The sequence below is a fragment of the Mycobacterium sp. NGS68 genome (assembly GCF_059812195.1).
The window spans coordinates 102,191-119,159 of record NZ_JCALCE010000020.1 but is presented as its reverse complement, the minus strand read 5'-3'; the positions used below and the strand labels follow the sequence as shown (position 1 = coordinate 119,159).

Below are 16,969 nucleotides of genomic sequence, written 5' to 3'. Positions count from 1 at the left end.
CCGGACCTCGCGCTACCGGGCGCGGTACGCCGATCCAGCCCCGCCGCCAGGCGCAACACCATGTCGGAGAACACGGCGTCGGTGTCGATGTCGTCCATCACCCCGGTCATCTCGAGCAGGACGAACCCGTGCATCGCCGACCAGAACTCGAGCGCGGCGTGAAAAGCCTCCGATCCGTCCAGGCCGTAGGAGGACAGGACGGCGATCACCGGCGCGGCGGCGCCCCTGGTGGCGGCCGTGTACTCAGGGTCGTCGCCATCCAGCGGCATCCGGGTGAAGGCGGAGTAGCGGCCCGGGTGGTGATGCGCGTAGCTGCGGTAGGCGCCGGCCATCACTAGCACGGCGTCGTCGCGGGCCCGGCCCTCGCCGACCCGGTTCAGCATCGTGATGATGTCGTCGATCACGCGGATCCGGACGGCGCGGCGCAGGTCCTCCAGGCTGTCGACGTGGTTGTACAGCGAGGGCCCCTTGGTCCCCAGCTGGGTCGCCAGCGCATTGATCGTCAGCGAATCCCAGCCTTCGCGGTCCAGGAAATTCAACGCGCCATCGACGATGCCGTCGCGGCTCAGCTTGGCCGGGCGGGACACGGCTTTACCGACGGGGGCTTTCCCCACCGCCTTCCCGGCTCTGCCCGCTGCCATGCGATCGCCCTCCGGTTCCGATGATCAACTAATGACTCTAGTTGACGAGATCGTGAAATCGCCGCGCCCGGCGGAGGCGGCGAAAATGGGCCCGTAATTGCTGCTAAGTCTGTTATCGGGTGGGCGAATGCACGTAGGCTCTCCTTCGAGCAGTTCCTGCCGAGCGAAGGGGCCCGCAATGAAGTGGACGACCGGCCTCGGGTCACTGGCCACCTGTGCACTCGCGATCGCTGCCGTCGCCGCCGCCCCGCCACCCGCCGCCCACGCCAAGAACGGCGACACGCACATCGTCGGGCAAGGCCTCGAGCAGATCGTGGACTGCAACGACGCCACCCTGATCGTCAATGGGACGTCCAACATCGTCACCGCGAAGGGCAACTGCTGGGCCGTCACGGTCATGGGGTCGTCCAACACCATCGTCGCCGACAACGTCACGCATGACATCACCGTCTACGGCTACGACGAGACGGTGTTCTTCCACACCGGTGACCCCGTTCTCTGGGACCGCGGCCGTGAGCTGGGCATGACCAACCGGCTGCAGCGGGTCGGCCCGTAAGGCCGTCGACTACCTCGTCACAACCCTTCACCCACCGAGAATCGAGGAACCATGCGCGGAACTGCCGACTCACTGCGGCTTGCCGGGTTGGCCCTGGCGTCGGCGGCCATCGCGGCCGCGGTCGGGGTCGCCGGATGTAGTTCGACGGCCAACCCGCCGGCGGGCAGCGGCGGCAGTTCGACGACGAAGTCGAGCGGCAGCTCGGCCAGCACGTCGGCGGGCAGCGGTACGGAGACCACCACCACGGACGGCGGCGGCCCCACCATCAGCACGTCGGTCGAGGTGGGCAACACCATCGTCTACGCCTACACGAACCAGACCGCCACCATTTCCTGCGAAGAGGGCAAGTCGTTGAACGTGACCGGCGGCAAGAACACGCTGACCGTGACCGGCACCTGCGAGTCGGTCTCGGTGGGCGGGACCAAAAACAAAATCACCATCGACAAGGTCAACACCAAGATCACTGTGCTGGGGATGGACAACACCATCACCTATAAGGACGGCGACCCGAAGGTGAGCAACATCGGCCACAACAACACCGTGACCAAGGGCGGCTGACCGGGGCTCGCCACGAAGCGGGTCGGGCGTTTGCTGACTCACGGCCGGCCGATACGCTGTGCGTATTTTCGCTGAGAAGGAATGCGGGTAGGTGGGAGAGCGCAGCGCCGAAAAAGCCGACGAAGCCGAAGTAGCCGAAGATGCCCCGTCAACGCGGGCAGAACTGCACCGGCTGTTGACGGCCGACGTGCAGGCTATGACGGCGCATTCCGATCAGGTGGGCCGTCATTTCGCGCGTCAGCACGGGTTGTTGGTCGGCGACCTCCATGCCCTGTTGCACATCATGATGGCGGAGCGGGCCGGTGAACCGCTCACACTGAGCCAGCTGAGGCAGCGTATGGACGTGTCACCGGCGGCGGTCACGTACCTGGTCGACCGGATGACCGACGCCGGCCACATCCGGCGCGATGCCGATCCGTCGGATCGCCGCAAGTCGATACTTCGCTTCGAAGGCCACGGTATGGCCGTCGGCCGTGACTTTTTCGGTCCGCTCGGCGACCATCTGCGCTCTGCTCTGGCCGATGTGCCGGACGCGGATCTTGTTGTCGCTCACCGGGTTCTGACGGCGATGCTGGGAGCGATGGCAACCTTCCAGGAAGAACTCCAGGCGCAGACCCCCGCCCCGGCCAAGGTCGGTCGCGGGCGCGTTTCGCCCTAGCGGTGTGGCCGGCTCGATCATTTCTTGTCCGACCACCGGAAAACCGCGAGGCATGCCGCCAAACCGCCGATACTCCATGCCGTCAGCACAACAAATATGTGCCAGTGCTCCCAGCTGCCCGCCGGCTCGAAGGCGACCATTTCCGGCGGCAACAGCACCGACCGAAAGCCCTGCGCCATCCATTTGACCGGGAAGAAAGATCCCACGGTCAGCATCCACGCCGGTAAGACGACGAGCGGCACATACGTGCCCGACACGAACTGCAGGGCAACGGCCGGGCCGTTGGTGATGACCGCTGCCGACAGCGCGTTGCTGGCCAAATTGCTGACGAAAATGCCCAGCAGCGAACAACTGACAGTGCCCAGGAGGAACACCCAGGCCAGCGTGAACCAACCGAAAATCGTTGTAGGTAATTGGATTTCGAAGAAGAGCAGGCCTACGGACAGCAGGACGACGGCCTCGGCGAGACTGGCGATCGCGACCAGCAGAATCTTTCCGACGAAATACGACAATGCCGTCGCAGGTGTCCCCCGAAGGCGCCGCAGTGCGCCGGTGTCCCGGTCGGCTGCGATGCTGATGCCAAGATTGACGAACGACGTCGAAAGAATGCCATAGGCGAGCATGCTCGCCGCGATCACCGCACCGGTGCTGGTATCGCTACGCGGCAGCTTGCTGGAAAAAATCGAACCCAACAAGATGCAGATGACCGCCGGCATCGAAAATGTCAGCACCAACTGCTCCGGCCGACGGTAGAACATCTTGAGCTCGGGGACGACTCGCGACAACCCGATACGCAGCGGAGATGGGAGTGGCGGGGATGAGCCGACCGGTCGGTCTTGTGGCAGTGCGGCAGGGACGCGATAGCCGATGTCCATTATCGCGAGCCGATCAAACGCAGGTATGCCTCTTCGAGGGTGGGTCGAGAGACCGTCAGCTCGGCCAGCTCTTGGCCATCCTTTGACCGCTGCCTGATCAGTTCGGTCGGGCGATCTGTCTCCTCGACGCACACGTGGTCTCCGTCTCTCCACCGAACCGTCGCCGCCGATTTCACGTACGTGATCAGATTCTGCGGCGAGTCGACCGCCACCGCGGCGCCGTCGGCGATGACCGCTATTCGGTCGGCGAGCGCCGCGGCCTCGTCGAGGTAGTGGGTGGTGAGCAGGATGGTCGTGCCGTCGGCGGCCAGTAGCCTGATGAGTTCCCAGAACCGTTGTCTGGCTTCGGGATCGAACCCGGTGGTGGGCTCGTCGAGAAAGAGCAGGCGCGGCATGTTGACGATGCCGAGCGCGACGTCGAGCCGACGACGCTGTCCCCCGGAGAGCGTGCGCACTCTGGAACGGGCGACCGCGCCCAGCCCGACGAGTTCGAGGACCTCCTCGGGGACGCGCGCCGCGGCGTAGCAACTCGCGAACATGTGCACGGTCTCGGACACAGTGAGCACCCCGGCGTCGCTGGCCTCTTGCAGCACGATGCCGATCTCGGCGCGCCAGCTCCTGCCCGCGGTTTCGGGATCTTCGCCGAGCACCCGCACACGTCCGGAGTCGCGTCTTCGGTGGCCCTCGAGGATCTCGATGGTCGTCGACTTGCCCGCCCCGTTGGGCCCCAGGATCGCGAAGATCTCGCCGTACGCAACGTCGAGGTCCAGATCCCGCACCGCGCGTAACTGTCCGTAGGACTTCGACAGCCCCCGAACGGTCACCGCGGGCGAATGATCCTTGGGTGGTGCGGAATTCATCAATCCGCCTCCGGTCGTTGCCGGGTGTCGGGTTGCCCGTCAAGCTCGGCCAGCAGTTCCCGCAGCTCGGCCTCGGACAACCGCTCGATCAGCCAGTCGAGACCGTCATCGGCGACGGCGGGCTCTGACCGCGGTTCGGCGACCGCGGCTGGGTCGTCGCCGGCCAGTCGAAGGTCGGCGAGTATTCGAACGGCGAGCGAATTGATGCTTACGCCCTTGAGCAATTCGAGCAGTGGAAGCTCGATCGCGAAAACCGCATTGATCCGCGTTCTGAAATCCATTGCCATCAACGAGTCAAGGCCGAGGTCGTCCAGCGCGTCATCAGGTCCCAGGTCGCCAGCGTCGATCTCAAAAACCGCGGCGGCGATCTGCCGAACATGGGTTGCGACCACGTCCGGCCTGTCGGCCGCCGGGCATCCCGCGAGCAACTCGACCATCGACGATGCCGAATCGCCGGGGCCGACCGGGGTTTCGGCCATTCCCAGTTCGGAGAAGATCGGCGGCAACTGTCCGCCGAGGCCGGTGCGGCGCGCCCGCGCCCAGTCGGCGCTGATAGCGATGACGTTGGGCGCCTTCTGGTTGATGAGCCGATCGAGGATGCGGGTGCCCGCCGCGGGGGTGATGAGGTCAATTCCCCGTTGCGCGTAGACCTCTTCCAGATGGAGTTCTTCGATCATGCCGACAGACCAAGGGCCCCAACCGATCGTGAGGGCCGGCAGACCCTGCGCCTGCCGATAGTGCGCAAAGGCATCGAGGAAGGCGTTGGCTGCGGCGTAGTTGCCTTGACCGGCCGAAGCGATCACCGACCCCGCGGATCCGAACATGACGAAGAACTCCAGGTCGTGCCCTGCGAACGTGTTATGCAGCACGCGAGCACCGGCAATTTTCGGGGCCATGACTCTGGCAAAGTCGGCGTCGGTCATGTTCACCAGCAGACGGTCGCCGACAGCTCCTGCGGCGTGGACGATTCCACGCACGGGTCGGCCCCCCGCTCGGACGTGGTCGCGCAGCCACGTGTCCATCTGGTCAGCGTCGGTGACATCCACGCTGGCGGTGGTCACATCGGCACCGAGGTGCTCGATCTTTCGGATCGCGTCGATCGACGGAAACTGGGTCCGGCACAGCAGCGCGATGTGACGTGCCCCGCGCTCCGCGAGGTAGGTCGCGACGAGGCGGCCAAGCGCCCCCGCTCCACCGGTGACGACGTAGGTCGCGTCGGGGGTGAGCTTGGTCGGGAAATCCGTTGTCAAGCTTCGGCTTGCGCGGAGGCGGGGAACGAAGGTTTCGCGGCCGCGCAACGCGATCTGGTCCTCGGGGTCCTCGGCGAACATGTGCCGGCAGATGCGCGATGCGGTCCAGGCGCGGTCTTCGGCTGGATCGATGTCGATCAGTCCGCCCCAGTGGTTGACGAATTCCTGATGCCCGACGACTCGGCCCAGCCCCCAGATGGCAGCCTGCTCGACGGCGAGCGCTTCGGTTCCGGGCGCCGGTTGCGCGTTGGCGGTGATCAAGTAGAGGCGAGGCCGGACGGCATCGTGATCCGCCAGGGCTTTGACGAGGTGAAGGATCGCGAGAACGCCTGTCCGGTCATTCAATTCGCTCGTCGATCTGTCCGGATCGGGGGCGATGCGCAGCGGCCAGCAGTTGACGATGCCGGCGAGATCGCCCTCCTTCTGCAGATGCGTTTCGAGCAGCTGACACAGCTGCTGGGGCTGCCCCGGATTCAGCGCATATCCGCCGTCGATGTCGGTCAGCGTGCTGACGTGTCGAGGCACGACCATTCCGACACGGTGTCCCGCCCGCCGCAATTGGTCGGCGAGCTCTGTCCCCACCCCCGTGGCGTCGTTGAAGATCAGCCAGGATGAGCGGGCGGGTGGCGTCGCCGCCGCGCATCCGTCGTACACGATCTCGGGGAGTGCGACCCATTCGATCTCATACAGCCCCTTGTCCACGCCTTCCGGCGACATGCGAGCCGAGGCATTCAGCGACCGCAAGGTGAAGCCGGTGAATGTGGCGAGCGGCTCTCCCCCTTCGTCGGTCACCGTGATGTCGCTTTCGATCTCGTCTTTGGTGGCCGATACCACGGAAACGTGGGCGGTCATATTCTTGTCGGGCGGGCGATAGATGGCGCTTCGCCGGATTCGGGCCGGCAGGTACGGGCCTTCGTCCACATCCCGTCCGACGAACGCCGCGCCGATGAGGGTATGGAACGCAGCGTCGATGAGCGCGGGGTGGAATCGGTATCGGTCGAGTTCGTCGGTGAGCTGTACCGGCACGGCGATATGGGCCGTCGCCCAGCCATCTCCGGACTCGAGACCGCTGATGCTCTGGAAGGCGTCACCGTAGGCGAACCCAGCGGCTCGGGCGCGGGCGTAGAACTCGTCGCCGTCAATCGTGCTGGCCTGCTGCGCGTTCCGCTGAACGCTGGCGGACTGCGGCGGCAGCGAGTTGAGTTCCGCGGTCGCCGTGATCGCCCACGTCAGGTCACCCGCGGCGGTGGCCGTGAACGCGGCGAATTCCAGAGTGCCTGTGTCCCGGTTGAGCGTGGTCCGCAGAATCGGGTCGCAAGTGTCCGAGAGGATGACAGCGCGCTGCAGCGCCAGGTTGTCCACCCGGTAGTCCGTTGACCCGTACGTGGCATTTGCCGCGGCCAAGGCTATTTCGATGTATGCCGCCGCGGGAAGGAGAGTGCTTCCCTGTACCTCGTGATCGGCCAGGAACGGGATCATCGCCGTGCTCAACTCGACTTCCCAGGTCGGATGCACGGCACGCACCGGCTGTCCCAGCAGCGGATGCACGGGGCGGTAGTGCAATTCCTCTGCGGCTTCCGCGGTTTCGTTCCAGAAGCGCCTGGATTGCCACGGGTACGACGGGAGCTTGAGCAGTCGAGCGTTCCGGCGGGGATAAAGCGTGTCCCACGCGATCGGGTGTCCGTGGCAGTGCAATGCGCCGACGCAGTTCATCAGCGTTCGCCCATCGTCGTCATCGCGTCGCTGGCTCGCCAGGACGGCAACGCCGCCGTGTTGGATGCCCGCGATTTCGATGATCGATGCCGCGAGGACAGGATGTGGGCCCAGCTCGACGAAGTGGGTGTAGCCATCATCGATCATCCGGCGGACCGCGGATTCGAAAAGCACTGTGGCGCGAGTATTTTGCCACCAGTAGGCGGCACCGGCCGAATATCCGTCCAACCGCTCGCCGGTGACCGTCGAGTACAGCTGCGTTGTCGGCGCCGCCGGCCATAGGCCCGCCAGAGCGTCGTGGAGCTCGTCTTTGATCGCGTCCATGTAGTGGGTGTGGTACGGCACCTTGCCGTCGAGGAAACGGTGGAAGACCTGGAGCTCTTCGAGTTGGCGGACGATGTCGTCGAGCGCATCGCTGTCGCCGGCGATGGTCACCGCCGAAGGACTGTTGATCGCCGCGATCGAAACCCGCCGCCCGATGCCGTCGGCTGTGTGCTCATCGATCGTCCGCATGAACGACTCGACGCCGAGGCCGACCGCGAGCATCCTGCCCAGTCCGCTCGTACGCTGCTGCAGGCGACTTCGGTGGTAGATGACTTCGATCGCTTGGTCAAAGTCGAGAACGCCGGCGAGATAGTGGGCGGCCACCTCCCCGGCGCTGTGGCCGACGACCGCATCAGGGCGGATTCCGAACTGTGCGAGTTGTTCAGCGAGGGCAATCTGGATGGCGAAGTTGGCGGGTTGCGCGACATCCGTTTCGGCCATCCGAGAGTTGGCCTCGTCGGTTCGCAGCTCGTCCACCAAAGACCAACCGGTGTAACGGGACAACGCGCGATCGCTGCGCAGGATGCTTTCGGTGAAGGCGGGATAGACGTCCAGCAGCCCCCGGCACATCTTCCACCACTGCGGTCCCATGCCGGTACAGACGAACGCCATTTTGGGCGCATCCTGGTTGACGCGTCCAGCCGGGATTCGCCCTCCGTCAGCGAGGGCTTGAAGTTGCTGTCGCGCATCGCCGATGCTGTCCGCGACCAGGGCACGGCGGTAGCCGAGATGGGTGCGGCGCTGACTGAGGGTGTAGCCCAGGTCGAGCAGCGAGAGGTCGGGGTGAGCGCCCACGTGCTCGGCCAACTGGCCGGCCCTCGCCGCCAGGGCTTCCTCGCTACGCGCCGAGATGGGCAACACGGCCAGCGGCAGGTGACTCGCGGCGTCCGCGCGGGCCGGGGCCGGGGGCTCGGCGAGCACGACGTGGGCGTTGGTGCCGCCGAAGCCAAAGGAGTTGACGCCTGCTATCCGCCGACCGCCGCCGGGAAATGCGCGACCGGCTCGGGGAATGTCAATATTCAAGTCCCCCAGCGGTATCTGGGCGCTGGTACGGTTCAGATGCAGGTTCGCCGGGATGTACCCGTGTTTGAGCACCAACGCTCCCTTGATCAGTCCGGCCACTCCGGCGCCCGCCTCGAGGTGGCCGATGTTGGTCTTGACCGATCCGATCAGTAGCGGATTTTCGGCTGTCCGGTGTGAAGCAAGCGCCCTGGCGAGAGCCCGGACCTCGACTGGGTCTCCGACCGGGGTTCCGGTGCCGTGCGCCTCCACGTATCCGACTTCGTCGGGGTGCACCCCAGCTCGTCCAAGGGCCGTCGTAATGGCCGCTTCCTGGGCCTGTGCGCTGGGCACGGTGATGCCGTCGGTGTGCCCGTCCTGTGACACCGCCGTGCCAAGAATCTGCGCGTAGATGTCGTCGCCGTCGCGCAGCGCCTGCTCGAGCGGCTTGATGACGACGACTGCGCCACCCTCTCCCCGTGCGTAACCGTCGGCGGACTCGTCGAACGCCTTGCACCGCCCGTCCGGGCTGAGGAATCCGCTCTTCGATTCCGCGATGGCCGTGTTGGGGCCGATCATGATGTTGACGCCGCCAGCCAGCGCGACAGCACATTCGCCGTTCCAGATGCTCAGTGCCGCAAGGTGTACCGCGACCAGCGAGCTCGAACAGGCCGTATCGATTGTCATGCTGGGTCCACGGAAGTCGAACGCGAACGAGATCCGGTTCGCCAGCATGGTCATCATCATTCCCGTGGCGGAATGCGTCTTGAGTCGGTAGCGGCTGGTGCGGCCCTGGTTTTGCAGCAGCTGATAGTCGAGGGTGAAACCGCCGACGAACACCCCGACGTCGGTGCCCGCGAGACTATCCGCGGGTATTCCGCCGTCTTCCAGCGCTTCCCATGTGGTACGCAGCAGGAGGCGCTGCTGCGGATCCAGCAAGTTCGCTTCGCGAGGGGAGATACCGAAGAACTGGGGATCGAATTGATCTATCTCGCTGAGGAACCCACCCCGGCGAGTGACCATCTTGCCAACTTTTGCCGGGTTCGGATCGTAGTATCGCTCCGCGTTCCAGCGTGTTTCAGGCACCGTGCGCGTTGCGTCGGTTTCACTGCACAGCAGGTCCCAGTAGCGCTGCGCGGTGTGGGCACCCCCCGGAAAGTGGCACCCGACGCCGACGATCGCCAAGGGCGTGCGAGTGCCTTGCTCGGCAGCCATGTTGGATGCGGGGATCAACTGAATTCGAGTGCAGGCGCGGCGCCGAGGATCCAGCCTTGGCTGATCGGGCTGGTGGCTTGCTCCTGCCGGTAGATGGATCGGAGTTCCCTGAGGAAGGCGTCCCGCTGCCACGCCTGCACCTGACGCATGACATCGTCTTCGGAGAACACGCCGCACTTTTCCATGAGCACCGTCTCGATCAACTGGCCCGCCAGCTGACGCAGCAGCCGAACGTTTGCGTGGAATCTTTCGGTGAAATCCGGGGCTTTGCCCATCATCGCGGTATGCAGCGTCACCATGAAGTCCAGCGGAGAGTACAAGTCGACGAATTGCGCGACGGGACACTCACTCTCCACCGCGGCCCATTCCCGGAAGAATCGTTGCATGCGGTTGCTGAGCTCGATGAGCCCGTCTAGGTGTGGCACCACCTCGGGATCGTCGGCGACACTGACGAATCGGCCGTTGCTGTACAGAAAACCGAGGAAGCCCCAATAGAACGCGATGTCCCAAATCACTTTGGCCGACATGACGACGGGCGAGCCCATCAGGGTGTATTGGTCGCAGTACACGTTCAGCCACATGTCGGTGAGCGAGCGGAACAGGGAATCGCAGATGCCGGTCCGGGCGGCGATATCTTCGCCGTCAAGTTCGCGGGTGATCATGTCGGTGATCAGTCCATTACCGATCGCGATGAGGTCCAGTCCGGAGGAATACAGTGGATCCAGAAAGATTCCGGAGTCCCCGGTGAGGCACCAGCGGTCGCGGGCGTCATATACCTGCGTCGCGCTGTGACTGTAGTTTCTCATCACCTTGAAGTCCTTGATCAGGTGATGGTGCTCCGCCAGTACCGCGGCGCACTGTGGTTCGTACTCGCGCAGCCACGATTGGGCTTTGGCCAGAGTGTTGAACCGGTCGAACGCGTGGAAGGCTGGGTCGGCGACAATGCCGACGCTGGTGGAACCCGACGGGAGCCGTATCAGCCAGACCCAATAACCCTGGCCCATCAAATGATTCGTAGATAGCGACCGGTCGCCCTCGAGGAGGCGCGCCCGCCAGCTTTCGTCATCGCTCCACTTGCCGATGTCGATGTCAGTGGCGACACGCAACCATACCGCGTTGCAGTTGTGGTCGTTGCCGCGCCTCAGGTCCAACTGGCGGGTCAGCGTGCGGTTGCGCCCCGACGCATCGATGACCCAACGAGCCGTCGTGAGAGTGGTTGTGTTACCGCACTGTACGGACAGCTCGTGTGGACGACGCCCGGAACCGAGCTGGACGGATCGAACTCGGCCGGTGGTCATTTCGACGCCCTCCGACACGCACCGCCGGTGCAGTTCGTTCTCCAGCCGGCCGCGGTCGATCTGGTAAGTGACCTGGGGCGTGAATGCCGAACTGCCGAGCTCGGTCCGCTGGACGATATCGCTGTTACCGCCGTGCGAGAAAAACATTCGCAGCCCCATTTTGCGAATCTGCGCGTTGCTCAAATGGTCGGCCAGCCCGAGTCGATCCCGCAGGTAGTGCGCGGCAATTTCGACGGTGGACTCACCGACGGTATGGGTGATCTCCGGTACCGGGTGGCGGTTTGGATCAATGACGAGAATTCGCGTTCGGGGCCGCGCGCGACGCATCTCCAGCGCCAGCGTCAGGGCCGCCACGCCGCCTCCCACAATCGCGACATCGTGGTCGGGACATGCGTTTTCGGCGTCCTGCAGGTGTGTCCTTATCTTCCGCGACAGCGCATCCCGGGCCGCCGGGCTCAGTTGCGACAGCTGTGCTTGCACCTCCACCTGTACCCCTGCCATCGGTCCAATGATCATAGTTTCTTAATATTTAAGAACGCTACACTAAGTGCCCAGATCCCGCCGGAAAGCTCCCAGAAGGGTCGTGACAGACATGCCCCAGCGCCACAACCCGCGCTCCGAGCCTTAGACCTCACCACATGCCCGCAGCAACCGCTGTCCATTTCTTCCTCGAACTGGCCGTCATCCTCGGCACGTGCCGTCTCGCGGGTTGGGTGTCACAACGCCTGGGACAGCCCCAGGTCGTCGGCGAGATGGTTGCCGGCGTGCTTCTCGGGCCATCGCTGTTCGGCCGCATAGCACCCGGCCTACAGCAGCACTTATTTCCGTCGGGAACGGCAAACACCGTCCTGTACACCACGGCGCAGCTCGGCCTGGTGCTGTACATGTTTCTTATCGGCCTCAACTTCGACGTCGACCTCGTCAGACGTCGGGTCGGCACCGTGGTCGCGGTGTCCGCAGCGGGCATCCTCACGCCGCTGACCCTCGGCGCGCTCGTCGCCGCTCCCCTGTTGGCAAGCGGGATCTATTTCGACAAGAGCGTCTCGCTCATCATGGCGATGATGTTCCTGGGCGCATCGATCGCCACCACCGCATTTCCCATGCTCGCCCGAATCATTTACGAGCGACAGCTTTTCGGGACTCCCCTGGGCACGCTGGCGTTGGCATCCGGCGCCACCGACGATGCGATTTCCTGGTGCATCCTGGCCACGGTGCTCGCCGTGCACCGCGGCAATGCGACCTTGGCCGTCACGGCGATCGGCGGCGGAATCGTGTACACGCTGCTGTTGCTGACCCTCGGGCGCAAGGCGCTGCGTGTGCTCGGCACGGTTTCCGAGCGCCAAGACACGATCACCGCGCCAGTGCTGAGCGCCGTGCTGATTCTGCTGATGGCGTGCGCCTGGTTCACCGACACCGTGGGGATCTATGCCATATTCGGCGCATTCATCCTCGGTGTCGCCATGCCATCTGGATTCTTTGCGCAACGACTGACCGCGAACCTCGAACCGCTGGTCACCACGTTCTTGCTGCCACTGTTCTTCGTCTACTCCGGGCTGAACACGCAGATCGGCCTGGTGAACAGCCCGACGTTGTGGGCGGTCACCGCGGGGCTGCTGGTCGTCTCGATCCTGGGCAAGGGAGTCGCATGCACGTTGGCGGCGCGGCTGAAGAAAGTTCCTCTCCGCGAATCCGTCGCGCTGGGTTCATTGATGAACGCCCGCGGTCTGATTGAACTGATTCTGCTCAACATCGGGCTCGAATCCGGCATCATCACGCCGACGCTCTTCAGCATCCTCGTGTTGGTGGCCATCCTCACCACGCTGATGGCCACACCCGTATTCGACTTGGTTTACGGACGACATGCGCAGGTGCCGACAGACGAAGCCGAACCCGCACCGACCGCACCGATCGCACCAATCGCACCGTGATTCCGGCGCGCGTCGGCCACTGCCCCGCTAACTGGCCGACGCGCCGTGCCGACCGGCGCCGGCGGCGAACCGCCCGGCCCCCTCCAGGGCCTCGGCGGCGACCTGGGAGATGCTGGCGAATTCGACGTCGATGGCCTCGGCCTCCGGCAGTCCCCACTGGCGCAGTGCCGACAGCCGATCCGCACGCATGCACTGCTGCGGCAAAGCCGCCAGTTCGGCGGCCAGTTCCTCGGCCGCCGCCCGGGCCTGCCCCCTGGGCACCACTCGATTGGCCAGCCCCATCGCCAGCGCTTCGTCGGCCTTCACGCCACGACCGGTCAGGATCATGTCCATCGCCCGGCTCTGCCCGATCAGCCTCGGCAGCCGCACGGTGCCGCCGTCGATCAGCGGCACGCCCCAACGCCGGCAGAACACGCCAAACACTGCGTCCTCCTCTGCGACCCGCAGATCACACCACAGGGCAAGCTCCAGACCGCCGGCCACTGCGTAGCCGCTCACCGCGGCGATCACAGGCTTGGACAGCACCATTCGGCTCGGCCCCATCGGGCCGGGTCCGGTCCTATGCACGGAGTTGGCGTCCGGGGTGCCGAACGACTTCAAATCGGCTCCGGCGCAGAATGTTCCGTTGTCGCCCCACAACACCGCCACCGACGCCCCGTCGTCGCGGTCGAATTCGTCGAAGGCCTCGTACAGCGCGGCGGCCGTCGGGCCGTTGACCGCGTTGCGCGCCTCGGGCCGGTCGAGGATGACCGTGGTGACCGGCCCCTTGCGCTCCACCCGCACCGGATCTTTCATGTCGCCTCCACGAGTTGGGTCGTCTCACGTCGCTGCGCCAGTTCGATGGCGAAGTCATGATAGGCGGCACGCAGCCGCGCCCCTGGCCACTGCGCCGGCAGCAGTTCGTCGGGCAGCATCGGGTCGGCGAGCAGGTGGCGCACCATGGCTGCCGCCACCACGAATCGGGTGGGAATGTCTGCGGCCCTGGACATCTCGGCGAGCAGCCGGTGTCCGTTTTCCGCCCAGGCGGACAGGTCCCACAGCTGGCCGGCCAGCTCGGCGGGCGCGTCGTCGCGCGCCTTGAGCACCCGCACCCGCGCCGCGATGTCGGGGTCCAGCACCAGCTCCAGGTTGTCCGGCCGCAGCCACACGCCCTCGCGCAGCTCGGCGAAGCGCTTGGCGGCCAGGGTGCTTCGCAGGGTGGCGCGGCTACGGGCGTCCGTCCCGACGCTGGTGACGATCAGCATGACCCAATCCCCGTGCCAGGCGTCCACGCTGGGGCGCATGGCCTCGTCCTGACGACGCTGGCGGGCCAGCAAGCGGTCGGAGAGCCGGTAGCCGTCGGCGCCGCGGATCAGGTCGCCGGCACCGACCATGCGGGTCAGCGCGACCCGCAGCGTCGCCTCCTTGATGCCGAAATCGGCGGTGAGCCTGATCAATTCGCCCGCGCTGGCGACGGCGGGGTGAGCGCCGAGCAGCACGCTGAGCACCACCGACCGGGCCGTCATGGCGGGCATCGCTAGACCTGTCTAGACCTGTGAGGCCGTGCGGCCATAGTCGCCGAAGGGCTCGTCGCGATGCTTGACCGCCTCCCGGAAGCCGTGCTCGACTGCGTCGGCGACGAACGCGTGCCCCTCGGGCGTGTGCCGGGCGACCCCGTCGAACACGGTGCTGACCATCCTGCTGGTGGCCACGCCCTGTTGCAGCAGCGGGGCGTTGAGCGCGAGCTTGATCATGATCAGCTGGTTGACCGGCACCGCGGCGATCCGTTGCACGAGCCGCTCGGTGCGCTCGTCGAGGTCTTTGGCGTCCGGCGCCTCCACCGCCAAACCCCACTCCGCGGCCTGCGCGCCGGTGATGCAGTCGCCGGTGAACAACAGGCGCTTGGCACGCTGATCGCCGAGCCGGTGCGCCCACAGGCCCGCCGCCGGCACACCCCAGACCCGCGTCGGCGGGTAACCGATCTTGGCGTCGGCCGCGGCGATCACCTGGTCGGCATGCAACGCGATGTCGGTGCCACCGGCTACGCAGTAGCCGTGGATTTTCACCACGGTCGGCTTGTCGGCGTGCATCAGGCTGGAAAAGCCGCGCACGAAGCGGCTCATCATCTGATAGTCGACCATCGGGTCCCACGGCTGATTGGGCAGGTGGTTGACGGCCTGCGTCTTGCCGTCCAGCACGGTGTCTTTGTAGGCGCTTTTGACGCCGTCGCCGCCCGCCGAGCCCGTGCCGTCGGCGTAGGCGCTCAGATCGAAGCCGGCGCAGAAGCCTTCCCCGCGCCCGGACACCAGGATGACGTGCACGCTCGGGTCCAGATCGGCACGTTCCACCAGCGCCGAAAGCTCCAGCGGGGTGTCGGCGACGATCGCGTTGCCCTTGTCGGGCCGGTTGAAGGTGATGCGCGCAACCCGGTCGGTGACCTCATAGGTCATCGTCTTCAGGTTGTCGACATCGACCGCCCTCATCCCTTTACCAACGCGCGCTCGAGGATCGGCGCGAGGTCCAGGCCCGTCGGCATGGTGCCGAACGCCCCGCCCCACTGGCCGCCGAGCCGGGTGGCCAAAAACGCCTCCGCGACGGCGGGATGCCCGTGCCGCAGCAGCAGCGAGCCCTGCAGCGCCAGGCAGATGTCCTCGGCGACCTTTCGGGCGCGGTACTGGATGGTCTCCAGGTCGGCCAGTTGGTTGCGCAGGTTCTCGACGTGTGCGTCCTGGCGGGCGTCCTGGCCCACGCTGGCCGACAGCTCGTCGAACAGCACCTCGACGCATTCCGGACGAGTTGCCATGGCGCGCAGGGTATCCAGCGCGCTGACGTTGCCCGAGCCCTCCCAGATGCCCATCAGCGGTGCCTCGCGGTACAGGCGCGGCATGCCGGAGTCTTCGACGTAGCCGTTGCCGCCCAGGCACTCCAGCGCCTCGGCGGCGTGCGGGGTGGAGCGCTTGCACACCCAGTACTTGCTGGCGGCCAGGCCGATCCGGCGCAGCAGGGCCTCGCGCTGGTCGCCACGCACGGCCTTGTCGGTGGCGCCGGCCATCCTGAAGGCGACCATCGTGGCGGCCTCGGCCTCGACGGCCAGGTCGGCGAGCACGTTGCGCATCAGCGGCTGGTCGATCAGGTAGGCGCCGAACGCCTTTCGATGCTGGGCGTGGTGGATCGCCCGAGTCAGGCCGGTGCGCATGCTGGTGGCGCTGCCCAGGGTGCAGTCCAGCCTGGTGAGGTTGACCATCTCGATGATGGTGGGGACGCCGCGGCCCTCCTCGCCGACGAGAAACGCCGTGGCGCCGTCGTATTCGACTTCGCTGGAGGCGTTGGCGTGGTTGCCGAGCTTGTCCTTGAGTCGCTGCAGGAACATCCGGTTGCGGCTGCCGTCGGGCAGGATGCGCGGCAACATGAAGCACGACAAGCCTTTTGGTGCCTGCGCCAGCACCAGGAAGATGTCGCACATCGGCGCCGACGTGAACCACTTGTGGCCGGTCAGGCTGTAGGTGCCGTCGTTGTTCGGTGTCGCCTCGGTGGTGCCGGCGCGCACGTCGGAGCCGCCCTGCTTCTCGGTCATCGACATGCCCGCGGTGATGCCGGGCTTGGTGCTGGCCAGCTTGAGTTCCGGGTCGTACTCGCGGCTGGTCAGCAGCGGCTCGTAGACCTCGGCCAGCTCGGGGTTGAAACGCAGCGCAGGCACGACGGCATACGTCATCGAGATCGGGCAGACGTGGCCCGGCTCCACCGTCCACACCGACGTCTTGGCGGCCCGCACCACGTGCGAGCCCGGGCGATCGTCGGCCCAGGGCGCGGCGTGCAGGCCGTGGGCGATCGCGGTGCGCATCAGCTCGTGGTAGGCCGGGTCGAACTCCACCTCGTCGACGCGGTGTCCGTATTGGTCGTGGGCATGCAGGACGGGCCGGTTGCGGTCCGCCAACTCGCCCCAACGCTGGGCCTCGCGGCCGCCGTTGATCGCGCCGAGCTCGTGCACCTCGTCCAGGCCCCACTGCCCGCCCTCGCGAATCAGGGCCTCGGTGAGGACCGGGGAAGTCGCGGCGTTGTGGTTCTCCAGCGGCGGAACCTGGTTGGTGACGATATGTGTATCCGGCATAGCGTCG

The 16,969-nt window shown here is 65.9% G+C and carries 13 protein-coding genes; 4 read left to right on the top strand and 9 right to left on the bottom strand.

The window, feature by feature from the left end; translation table 11 throughout:
• Positions 1-587, bottom strand: a 587-nt coding sequence (locus AC5Y5V_RS21035; RefSeq protein WP_499939429.1) for a TetR/AcrR family transcriptional regulator, incomplete at its 3' end; no start/stop codon positions are given.
• 232 nt (positions 588-819) lie between these two features.
• On the opposite strand from AC5Y5V_RS21035, the gene AC5Y5V_RS21030 reads away from it, so the two are divergent.
• From AC5Y5V_RS21030 to AC5Y5V_RS21020, 3 genes are all read left to right on the top strand, one after another.
• Entirely contained in the window at positions 820-1,197 is a 378-nt protein-coding gene (locus tag AC5Y5V_RS21030) for a DUF3060 domain-containing protein (RefSeq protein ID WP_499939418.1), read from the top strand.
• Between the two features lie 51 nt (positions 1,198-1,248).
• A complete protein-coding gene (locus AC5Y5V_RS21025; RefSeq protein ID WP_499939416.1) occupies positions 1,249-1,755 on the top strand; it encodes a DUF3060 domain-containing protein in 507 nt (168 codons plus the stop codon).
• 91 nt (positions 1,756-1,846) lie between these two features.
• Positions 1,847-2,413: a MarR family winged helix-turn-helix transcriptional regulator gene (locus AC5Y5V_RS21020; RefSeq protein WP_499939414.1), complete on the top strand. Its 567-nt coding sequence runs from the start codon at positions 1,847-1,849 to the stop codon at positions 2,411-2,413.
• Between the two features lie 17 nt (positions 2,414-2,430).
• On the opposite strand, the gene AC5Y5V_RS21015 is transcribed toward AC5Y5V_RS21020, so the two are convergent.
• Genes AC5Y5V_RS21015 through AC5Y5V_RS21000 form a run of 4 tightly spaced genes read right to left on the bottom strand, consistent with a single transcriptional unit; the run spans position 2,431 to position 11,463 of the window.
• Positions 2,431-3,288 (bottom strand): ABC transporter permease, encoded by an 858-nt coding sequence (locus tag AC5Y5V_RS21015; RefSeq protein WP_499939412.1) that lies wholly within the window; start codon positions 3,286-3,288, stop codon positions 2,431-2,433.
• Positions 3,288-4,148: an ABC transporter ATP-binding protein gene (locus AC5Y5V_RS21010; protein ID WP_499939410.1), complete on the bottom strand. Its 861-nt coding sequence runs from the start codon at positions 4,146-4,148 to the stop codon at positions 3,288-3,290. Before AC5Y5V_RS21010 ends, AC5Y5V_RS21015 begins: the two co-directional genes overlap by 1 nt.
• Positions 4,148-9,649 (bottom strand): type I polyketide synthase, encoded by a 5,502-nt coding sequence (locus AC5Y5V_RS21005; RefSeq protein ID WP_499939427.1) that lies wholly within the window; start codon positions 9,647-9,649, stop codon positions 4,148-4,150. Before AC5Y5V_RS21005 ends, AC5Y5V_RS21010 begins: the two co-directional genes overlap by 1 nt.
• A gap of 14 nt (positions 9,650-9,663) precedes the next feature.
• A complete protein-coding gene (locus AC5Y5V_RS21000) occupies positions 9,664-11,463 on the bottom strand; it encodes an NAD(P)/FAD-dependent oxidoreductase (protein ID WP_499939407.1) in 1,800 nt (599 codons plus the stop codon).
• 122 nt (positions 11,464-11,585) lie between these two features.
• Here AC5Y5V_RS21000 and AC5Y5V_RS20995 point away from each other — a divergent pair, with 122 nt between their 5' ends.
• Positions 11,586-12,875 (top strand): cation:proton antiporter, encoded by a 1,290-nt coding sequence (locus tag AC5Y5V_RS20995; RefSeq protein ID WP_499939405.1) that lies wholly within the window; start codon positions 11,586-11,588, stop codon positions 12,873-12,875.
• Between the two features lie 27 nt (positions 12,876-12,902).
• Here the strand turns inward: AC5Y5V_RS20995 and AC5Y5V_RS20990 are convergent, their stop codons facing one another.
• Genes AC5Y5V_RS20990 through AC5Y5V_RS20975 form a run of 4 tightly spaced genes read right to left on the bottom strand, consistent with a single transcriptional unit; the run spans position 12,903 to position 16,962 of the window.
• A complete protein-coding gene (locus tag AC5Y5V_RS20990) occupies positions 12,903-13,670 on the bottom strand; it encodes a crotonase/enoyl-CoA hydratase family protein (RefSeq protein ID WP_499939403.1) in 768 nt (255 codons plus the stop codon).
• Positions 13,667-14,389 (bottom strand): PaaX family transcriptional regulator C-terminal domain-containing protein, encoded by a 723-nt coding sequence (locus tag AC5Y5V_RS20985; protein WP_499939401.1) that lies wholly within the window; start codon positions 14,387-14,389, stop codon positions 13,667-13,669. Before AC5Y5V_RS20985 ends, AC5Y5V_RS20990 begins: the two co-directional genes overlap by 4 nt.
• A gap of 12 nt (positions 14,390-14,401) precedes the next feature.
• Positions 14,402-15,337, bottom strand: a complete 936-nt coding sequence (locus AC5Y5V_RS20980; protein ID WP_499939399.1) for a crotonase/enoyl-CoA hydratase family protein — start codon at positions 15,335-15,337, stop codon at positions 14,402-14,404.
• Positions 15,334-16,962, bottom strand: a complete 1,629-nt coding sequence (locus tag AC5Y5V_RS20975) for an acyl-CoA dehydrogenase family protein (protein WP_499939397.1) — start codon at positions 16,960-16,962, stop codon at positions 15,334-15,336. Before AC5Y5V_RS20975 ends, AC5Y5V_RS20980 begins: the two co-directional genes overlap by 4 nt.
• Positions 16,963-16,969 lie beyond the last annotated feature (7 nt).